The sequence below is a fragment of the Mesorhizobium sp. genome (genome assembly GCF_041661565.1).
Taxonomy (GTDB): Bacteria; Pseudomonadota; Alphaproteobacteria; order Rhizobiales; family Rhizobiaceae; genus Mesorhizobium.
Map to the genome: position 1 here is coordinate 1 of NZ_JBAZUD010000194.1, position 7,692 is coordinate 7,692.

General features: G+C 64.4%; 8 protein-coding genes. 6 read left to right on the forward strand and 2 right to left on the reverse strand.

Annotated features, from left to right (window positions below; genetic code table 11):
- On the forward strand, nt 1-541 hold a 541-nt coding region (locus WC739_RS23475), incomplete at its 5' end, for an ATP-binding domain-containing protein (RefSeq protein WP_372955385.1).
- 7 nt (nt 542-548) lie between these two features.
- On the opposite strand, the gene WC739_RS23480 is transcribed toward WC739_RS23475, so the two are convergent.
- The gene (locus tag WC739_RS23480; protein WP_372955386.1) at nt 549-956 is read right to left on the reverse strand and encodes an STAS/SEC14 domain-containing protein; all 408 of its coding nucleotides are present in this window, start codon (nt 954-956) and stop codon (nt 549-551) included.
- Between the two features lie 112 nt (nt 957-1,068).
- Here WC739_RS23480 and WC739_RS23485 point away from each other — a divergent pair, with 112 nt between their 5' ends.
- The 3 genes from WC739_RS23485 (at nt 1,069) to WC739_RS23495 (ending at nt 4,897) form a co-directional block, all read left to right on the forward strand.
- The gene (locus WC739_RS23485) at nt 1,069-1,809 is read left to right on the forward strand and encodes a pyridoxine 5'-phosphate synthase (RefSeq protein ID WP_372955392.1); all 741 of its coding nucleotides are present in this window, start codon (nt 1,069-1,071) and stop codon (nt 1,807-1,809) included.
- Nucleotides 1,810-1,911: 102 nt separating this feature from the next.
- Nucleotides 1,912-3,831, forward strand: coding sequence for a potassium transporter Kup (locus WC739_RS23490; RefSeq protein ID WP_372955387.1), 1,920 nt, complete (start codon nt 1,912-1,914; stop codon nt 3,829-3,831).
- A 25-nt stretch (nt 3,832-3,856) separates the two neighbouring features.
- Complete coding sequence (locus tag WC739_RS23495; RefSeq protein WP_372955388.1) at nt 3,857-4,897, forward strand: SDR family oxidoreductase; 1,041 nt, start codon at nt 3,857-3,859, stop codon at nt 4,895-4,897.
- 37 nt (nt 4,898-4,934) lie between these two features.
- On the opposite strand, the gene WC739_RS23500 is transcribed toward WC739_RS23495, so the two are convergent.
- On the reverse strand, nt 4,935-5,822 hold the full coding sequence (locus WC739_RS23500) for an SDR family oxidoreductase (protein ID WP_372955389.1): 888 nt from the start codon (nt 5,820-5,822) through the stop codon (nt 4,935-4,937).
- Between the two features lie 132 nt (nt 5,823-5,954).
- On the opposite strand from WC739_RS23500, the gene WC739_RS23505 reads away from it, so the two are divergent.
- Together WC739_RS23505 and WC739_RS23510 are read left to right on the forward strand one after the other, a co-directional pair.
- A complete protein-coding gene (locus WC739_RS23505) occupies nt 5,955-6,395 on the forward strand; it encodes a winged helix-turn-helix transcriptional regulator (RefSeq protein ID WP_372955390.1) in 441 nt (146 codons plus the stop codon).
- 21 nt (nt 6,396-6,416) lie between these two features.
- The gene (locus WC739_RS23510; protein ID WP_372955391.1) at nt 6,417-7,673 is read left to right on the forward strand and encodes an FAD-dependent oxidoreductase; all 1,257 of its coding nucleotides are present in this window, start codon (nt 6,417-6,419) and stop codon (nt 7,671-7,673) included.
- Nucleotides 7,674-7,692 lie beyond the last annotated feature (19 nt).

A 7,692-nucleotide genomic window follows, 5' to 3' on the forward strand; every position in this document is an offset into this window, starting at 1 on the left:
CGGAACGGCGCAGGTGATAGGCAAGGAAGACGTCACCCAGGAACTGGTGTTGAAGGCCGACCAGGTGCTTGTCGGCACCAACCGCACGCGGCGCCGCTACAACCACCGACTGCGCGAGCTCAAGGGGTTCAATGCCGACTATCCGCAGGCCGGCGACAAGCTGGTCTGCCTGCGCAACGATCCGGCCAAGGGGCTGCTCAACGGCTCGCTGTGGAAGGTGATGACCTCGTCACGCGAAACGGTGAAACCCGGCATCAACCTGCTGGTGGCGCCGGAGGAAGACGATCCGGATCGCGGCGTCGCCAAGATTAAGTTGCTGAAGGCGGCGTTCGAGGATCCGGACGCGGACATCCCCTGGCAGCAGAAGAAGCGCTTCGACGATTTCGACTATGGTTACGCGCTGACAGTCCACAAGGCGCAGGGCTCGCAGTGGAACGAGATCGTGCTGTTCGACGAAAGCTGGGCTTTCAAGGAAACCCGCCAGCGCTGGCTTTATACCGCCATCACCCGCGCGGCCGAGCGGCTGACCATCGTGCGATAACCGATCGTCACACAGGCACGTCGATGGGCGTGGCGCCCAACCATTGCCAGGCTTCCTGCTCATCCTCGGCCTTGAAATGCCTGAGTTCTACTGGCATCGGCCCGCTGAACCAGCCCTGGACATCCGGTATCCAATTGGGTTCGCCAATCGATGCGCAGCGTGCGACATGCTGTTTTGCGTTGGCCTCGCCCTGCTTCAATGTTTCGCTCGCGACATCGGCCCAATCGACCCCGTCATGATCTATCAGCCGCACCAGGACATCTATCCTGGGGTGCAGCGCGTAGGCCGCTTCCAGCAGGCCGAACAGGTTTTCCGCGTCGGCGGATGAAACATGGCCGACGACGTCGATGGCGAACAGATCGTCACGGCTGGTCTCGATACGGCGTATCGCCGGCACGGAATCCAGAAAATTCATGTGGGCTTCCTTTCAGGGACATCGTCGTCATGGCTGGAACACCCGAAACCCCTGTCTGTTCCCGCCAAACGCATTATAGGTGGCGCGTCCAATGATTTCCGAGGCCTTCCGCATGCCAGCCAAGCTCTCCGTCAATCTTAACGCCGTCGCCATGCTGCGCAACCGGCGCGACCTGCCATGGCCGAGCGTGACCGGCCTTGGCCGAATCGCGCTGGCGGCCGGAGCGCATGGGCTCACCGTGCATCCGCGTCCCGACGAGCGGCACACACGATATTCGGATTTGCCCGAGATCCGGTCCCTGATCGACGATGAGTTTCCGAAGGCGGAATTCAACATAGAAGGTTACCCGACCGAGGATTTCCTCGCGCTTGTGGAAAAGCACCAGCCGGAGCAGGTGACGCTGGTGCCCGACGATCCGGCGCAAGCGACTTCGGACCATGGCTGGGACTTCGCCGCCCAGTCCGCTTTCCTCACGCCCATCGTCAAGAGACTGAAAAAGGGAGGCTTTCGCGTATCGCTGTTTTCCGACCCCGATCCCCTCGGCGTGGCGGCGGCCCGCGATACCGGGGCCGACAGGATCGAGCTCTACACAGGTCCGTATGGCGGCTATCATTCCGATCCCACAAAAGCGCAGAAGGAACTGGAAAGACTGGGTAAAACAGCGGACGCCGCAATTGCCGCCGGTCTTCAAGTCAATGCCGGCCACGATCTTGTGGTGAGCAACATTCCTCCACTCGCCAAGCGGATTCCGGCTCTGGCCGAAGTCTCGATCGGCCATGGGTTGACAGCGGACGCGTTGGAGTATGGCATGGCCGCGACGGTGGGCCGGTTCCTCAAGGCTTGCGGGTGGTAGCGGTGCCAGCCCGCACCATCGGCATGGCGGGCATTACGCTACGGCACTTGATATTGCATCGCAGCAAGCGTAGAGCACCGCGCGCTTATCGGAGTGTCGTCCATGGCCCTTGCCAATACTGGTAGTGAGGCAGAACCCGTCGAACAATCGAGCCATCCGGAAGTCGAACAGCACAGCACCAAGATTCTGATGCTGGGCGCTCTCGGCGTCGTCTATGGCGATATCGGCACGAGCCCGATCTATGCTTTTCGCGAGGCGCTGGTGGCGTCGTCGGGCGGCAATGTCGCCGAACGCGGCGATATTCTGGGCGTGCTGTCGCTGATCATCTGGTCGCTGACGATCATCGTCACGGTCAAATACATCAATTTCGTGTTGCGTGCGAACAACCGGGGCGAGGGCGGCGTACTGTCGCTGATGGCGCTGGCGCGCGGCAGTTTCCCCAAACGCTCGGCGGTGATTCTCGGCATCGGCATTGTCGGCGCTTCGCTGTTTTTCGGCGACGCCGTCATCACGCCGGCGATTTCGGTGCTGTCGGCGGTCGAAGGCATGAATGTCGTCACGCCGACCTTCCAGCCCTATGTCGTGCCGCTGACGCTGGTCATCCTGGCGATTCTTTTCTCGGTGCAGCGGTTCGGCACCGGCGGCGTGGCCTTGATCTTTGGTCCGATCACGGCGGTATGGTTCCTGGCCATCGGCCTGTCGGGTCTCAACCACATCTTTGCCGATCCGGAAATCCTGTGGGCGATCAGCCCGCACTACATCGTCGCCTTCCTGATCAATTCGCCCGATGTCGCCTTCGTCACGGTCGGCGCCATCTTCCTGGCCGTCACCGGCGCCGAAGCGCTCTATGCCGATCTCGGACATTTCGGCCGCAAGCCGATCGTGCTCGCCTGGCTTTGGGTGGTGTTTCCCTGCCTGCTTCTGAATTATGCCGGGCAGGGCGCTTTCGTGCTGGCCAAGAACGGCGTGGTCGGCCACCCGTTCTTCGAGATGAACGAAGGCTGGACGCTGATCCCGATGGTGGTGCTGGCGACAATGGCGACGGTCATCGCCAGCCAGGCGGTGATCTCGGGCGCGTTCTCGCTGACCAGGCAGGCGGTGCAGCTCAACATGCTGCCGCGGCTGGAGATCCTGCACACCTCCGAGAGACAGTCCGGTCAGATCTACATGCCGCGCGTCAATCTGCTGCTGGCGGTCGTCGTGATGATGCTGGTGGTCGGCTTCGGCGAGTCCAGCAAGCTGGCCTCGGCCTACGGCATCTCGGTGACCGGCAACATGCTGGTGACGACGGTGCTGCTCTACGTCGTCATGACGCGCATCTGGAAATGGCGGTTGTGGGTGGCTATCGCGATGACGGCGGTGTTCGCCTTCATCGACATCGGCTTCTTTGCCTCCAACATCGTCAAGGTGTTCGAGGGCGGCTGGGCCTCCCTGGCCGTGGCGTTCACCATCGTGACGGCGATGTGGACATGGGTGCGCGGCAGCCGCTATCTGTTCGACAAGACCCGCCGCAACGAAATCCCGCTCGATTTCCTCGCCGGCAATCTCTTGAAGAAGAAGCCGCAACTGGTATCCGGCACCGCCGTGTTCCTGACCAGCGATCCGTTGAGCGCCCCGACCGCGCTGATGCACAGCCTGAAGCACTACAAGGTGCTGCATGAGCAGAACGTCATCCTGTCGGTGGTGACCGCGCCTCAGCCGGTGGTGCCCGACAGCGAGCGGGTCAAGATGGAGACGGTCAACGAGCTGTTCATGCGTGTGACGCTGACCTTCGGCTACATGGAGCAGCCCAACATCCCGCGCGCTCTGGCGATCTGCCGCAAGCAGGGCTGGAAGTTCGACATCATGACGACCTCGTTCTTCCTGTCCCGCCGCTCGCTCAAGGCCTCGCCCAATTCCGGCATGCCGGTCTGGCAGGACAAGCTGTTCATCGGCCTGGCACGCACGGCCGCCGACGCGACCGAGTATTTCCAGATCCCGACCGGGCGCGTCGTCGAAATCGGCACGCAGGTCGCCATTTGAGCTGACGCCTCGTTCAGGAGCGGCAATGAGCGGCGAATTGGTGCTTGTTACCGGCGGGTCCGGCTTCCTCGGCGCTCACTGCATCCTCGAACTGCTGAAGGCCGGTTATCGCGTGCGCACCACCGTGCGCTCGGTCAGCCGTCAGGCCGGCGTGCTGGGCATGCTCAAGGCCGGCGGCGCCGAGCCGGGAGCGGACCTCTCCTTTGCCGTCGCCGACCTGATGGCCGACGCCGGTTGGGCGCCGGCGGTGGCCGGTTGCGACTATGTCCTGCATGTCGCCTCGCCATTTCCGCCGGGTGTGCCGAAGCATGAGGACGACCTGATCGCTCCGGCCCGCGAGGGCGCGCAGCGGGTCTTGAGGGCGGCGCGGGACGCCGGCGTCAAACGCGTCGTGCTGACCTCGTCCTTCGCCGCGATCGGCTATGGCGAGCCGCCAGCCGGCGGGCGGCCGTTCACCGAGGAGAACTGGACAGATCCCTCGCGCAAGGTCAGTGCCTATGTGAAATCGAAGACCCTGGCCGAGCGAGCGGCTTGGGATTTCATCGCTGCCGAGGGCGGCTCGATGGATCTGGCGGTGGTCAATCCCGTCGGCATCTTCGGTCCGGTCCTCGGGGTCGACCATTCGACCTCGACCGAATTCATCCGGCGCCTGATGGACGGTGCGATGCCCGGGTTGCCGCGCCTGTCCTTCGGTGTCGTCGACGTGCGCGACGTGGCGGATCTGCACCTGCGCGCGATGACCAATCCCGTTGCCAGGGGCGAGCGCTTCCTGGCGGTCGCCGGGGATTTCATGACCGTGCGGCAGATGGCTGAGACCTTGAAAACACGGCTGGGCGGCTCGGCGGCTCGCGTCTCGACGAGGATGCTGCCCGATTGGCTGGTCCGGCTCGGTGGGCTGTTCAGTGCCGAAGCCGCACAAATCGTGCCGGAACTGGGCAAGGTCAAGAACGCCACCAGCGCCAAGGCGGTGCGCATGCTGGGCTGGGCGCCGCGGTCGCGCGAGGATGCACTGGCCGCCACCGGAGAGAGCCTGGTCAGGCTCGGCCTGCTCAAGCCATCGAAGTAGCGCGGCGGAAGGCAGAAAACCCTCCGCCGCCGCGGTTTCAGCCAGCCAGCGCGGCCTTGTTGGTCTCGAGAAATTGCTCCAGCGACACCGACTTGCGGCCGGAGAGCTTCTCGACTGCGTCCGTGACCATGCCCAGGCCGCCAGCCCGTGTGGCGGCGTCGAAGGAGACAAGCATCCTGGCGACCGGCTCGGGAAGGCCTGCTGCCTTCATCCCTTCGGTCAGCGCCTCGTCGGAGAGCTGGACGATTTGGATGGGCTTGCCCGTGACTTCGGTCACCAGTGCCGCGACTTCAGCCATCGTATAGGCCTTCGGGCCGGTCAGCGTGTAGGTCGTGCTTTCGCTCGCTTCCGAGGCCAGGCCGGCGGCGATGGCGGCAGCGTAGTCGTCGCGCGCGCCGTAAGAAATGGCGCCATCGCCGGCGGATGTATACCATTGGCCCGACGCGAGGACCTGCGGCATCGCCATGAACAGGTTCTCGTCATACCAGCCATTGCGGCAGATCGTGTAAGGGATGCCGCTCGCCTTGATCGCCTGTTCGGTGTCGAAATGGTCGGGGGCGAAGAGGATAGGTGAGCCTTCAGGGTTCGGCATCGAGGTATAGTGGATATGGGAGACGCCGGCCTGCTTGGCCGCGGCCACGGCGGCGAGCTGTTGCGTGCGCCGCTTTCCCTGCACCGCCAGTTCGCTGGTCGAGATGACGAGCACGCGGTCGGCGCCCGCGAAGGCCTTGGCAAGCGATGCCGCGTCGTCGAAATCGGCCTCGCGTACTGTGACGCCGCGTGCGGCAAGGTCGGCCAGGGTGGCGGGCGTCCGGGTGGTGGCGATGATTTGCGCCGGTGGCACCTTGTAGGTGTCCAACAGATGATTGATCACGCTTCGGCCAAGGTGGCCGGAAGCGCCGGTGACGAGAAGTGTTGCGGTCATGGAAAATCCTGACGTTGCGCCGAGGGCGGTTCGAGTGCCGGTCTCAAAAAGAGACCAGCACTAAAATAGGAATTGACCCGTCTTCGTAAAGAAGGCAGTTTTTGGGGAGGTAGGCACAGCCGGGGAACCACTATGGACAGCCGCATCGTCAATCTGAAATCCAAGCTCGACGTGTACAAGGCGATGACCGACGGTGGAAACCTGTCCGATTGCCCGGTTCGCGATGTGATCCAAGGGCTCAGCGGCAAATGGAGTTCTCTGCTGATGGCGGCCCTGGCCGAGCAGCCCTATCGCTTCGGCGAGTTGCGGCGGCTGGTCCCCGACATCTCGCAGCGCATGCTCACACAGACACTTTGTGACCTGCAGCGTGACGGTTACGTGTGTCGCGAGGTGTTTCCAACCAAGCCGCCGAGCGTCGAATACAGCCTCACCGATCTCGGGCGGTCGATGTTCGGCGCCTTTCGGCATCTGCTTGAGTGGGCCGAACTCAACCACGACGCGGTGCGCGCGGCCCGCGCGGGGTTTGATGGGGCGCTGGCTGGAACGGTCGGCAAAGCCGGAACCGCGGCTTGATTTCGTCCCGCCGCTGAAGGATTGTCCCGGCCAGTTGGGCTGGGGGGCATCCGCATTTCCTACGATATCGCGATTGCCGGCGCCGGCCCGGCGGGGCTCGCCATGGCGCTCTACCTCAAGCGCGCCGGGCACAATGTCACCGTCTTCGAGCGCTTCGAAGAGCCGAAGCCGGTCGGCTCCGGGCTGATCCTGCAGCCGACCGGCTTGACGGTGCTTGCCGATCTGGGGCTGCTCGATGACATACTGGCGCTCGGCAGCCGCATAGACCGGCTGCATGGCGCCGACGCCAGCACCGGCCGCACAGTGCTCGATGTCCGTTATGATGCGCAGCGCGGTCATCGCTTCGGCCTGGCGGTGCACCGGGCGGCGCTGTTCGGCGTGCTTTTCCGCGCGGCCCAGCGCGAGGCGGTCACGATCGAAACCGGGGTCGAGATCGAGGCGATGGAGGCTGGCGAGCGGTCAACGCTGATCTGTGGCAGCGGGCGGCGGACAGGGCCTTTCGATCTGATCGTCGACGCCAGCGGCTCAAAGTCGAAACTGCGACGAAGCGCGGGCAATGCGGGCGAGCCACGGCCGCTTGTCTATGGCGCGTTCTGGGCATCGCTGGGCTGGCGCGGCGACGGCTTCGACGAGCACGCGCTGCTGCAGCGCTACGACAGGGCCAGCGTGATGATCGGCGTGTTGCCGATCGGCCGGCCGGAGCCGGGCGCCGAGAAAATGGCGGCCTTCTTCTGGAGCCTGAAGCCGGCCGACGCTGACGCCGTGCGCGCACTAGGCCTGGGGGCCTGGAAGGAGAGGGTGGTGCGCCTGTGGCCGGAGTGCCAGGCGTTCACCAGCCAGATCGAAAGCTTCGACCAGCTGTCGCTGGCGCGCTATGGCCATCACACGATGAAGCGCCCCACCGGCCGTCGCTTGGCCATCATCGGCGACGCGGCGCATTCAACCAGCCCGCAGCTGGGCCAGGGCGCCAACATGGCGTTGCTCGACGCGGCGGCACTCAGCCACGCGCTGGCGCGGACAGGCAGCGTCGAAGCGGCGCTCGAAGCCTATGCGGCAGCGCGGCGCTGGCACGTGCGTATCTTCCAGGCGCTTTCGTTGGCATTCACGCCGTTCTATCAGTCCGACTCCGTGGCGCTGCCCTTCATCCGCGACAGGCTGGTGGCGACCGTAGCGAAAATTCCGCCGGCGCCACAGTTCCTCGCCTCGATGGTGGCCGGCACGGTGATCGACCCGTTCACGCGGATCGGACTGACCGAGGCGAAGTGGCCGAGCGGTTGACGCGGCTGACCGATACCTC

What these genes read in the sequence shown, in the direction of transcription:
- WC739_RS23500 (WP_372955389.1), bottom strand. Translation starts at nt 5,822, where the DNA reads ATGACCGCAACACTTCTCGTCACCGGCGCTTCCGGCCACCTTGGCCGA.
- WC739_RS23490 (WP_372955387.1), top strand. Translation starts at nt 1,912, where the DNA reads ATGGCCCTTGCCAATACTGGTAGTGAGGCAGAACCCGTCGAACAATCG.
- WC739_RS23495 (WP_372955388.1), top strand. Translation starts at nt 3,857, where the DNA reads ATGAGCGGCGAATTGGTGCTTGTTACCGGCGGGTCCGGCTTCCTCGGC.
- WC739_RS23485 (WP_372955392.1), top strand. Translation starts at nt 1,069, where the DNA reads ATGCCAGCCAAGCTCTCCGTCAATCTTAACGCCGTCGCCATGCTGCGC.
- WC739_RS23505 (WP_372955390.1), top strand. Translation starts at nt 5,955, where the DNA reads ATGGACAGCCGCATCGTCAATCTGAAATCCAAGCTCGACGTGTACAAG.
- WC739_RS23480 (WP_372955386.1), bottom strand. Translation starts at nt 956, where the DNA reads ATGAATTTTCTGGATTCCGTGCCGGCGATACGCCGTATCGAGACCAGC.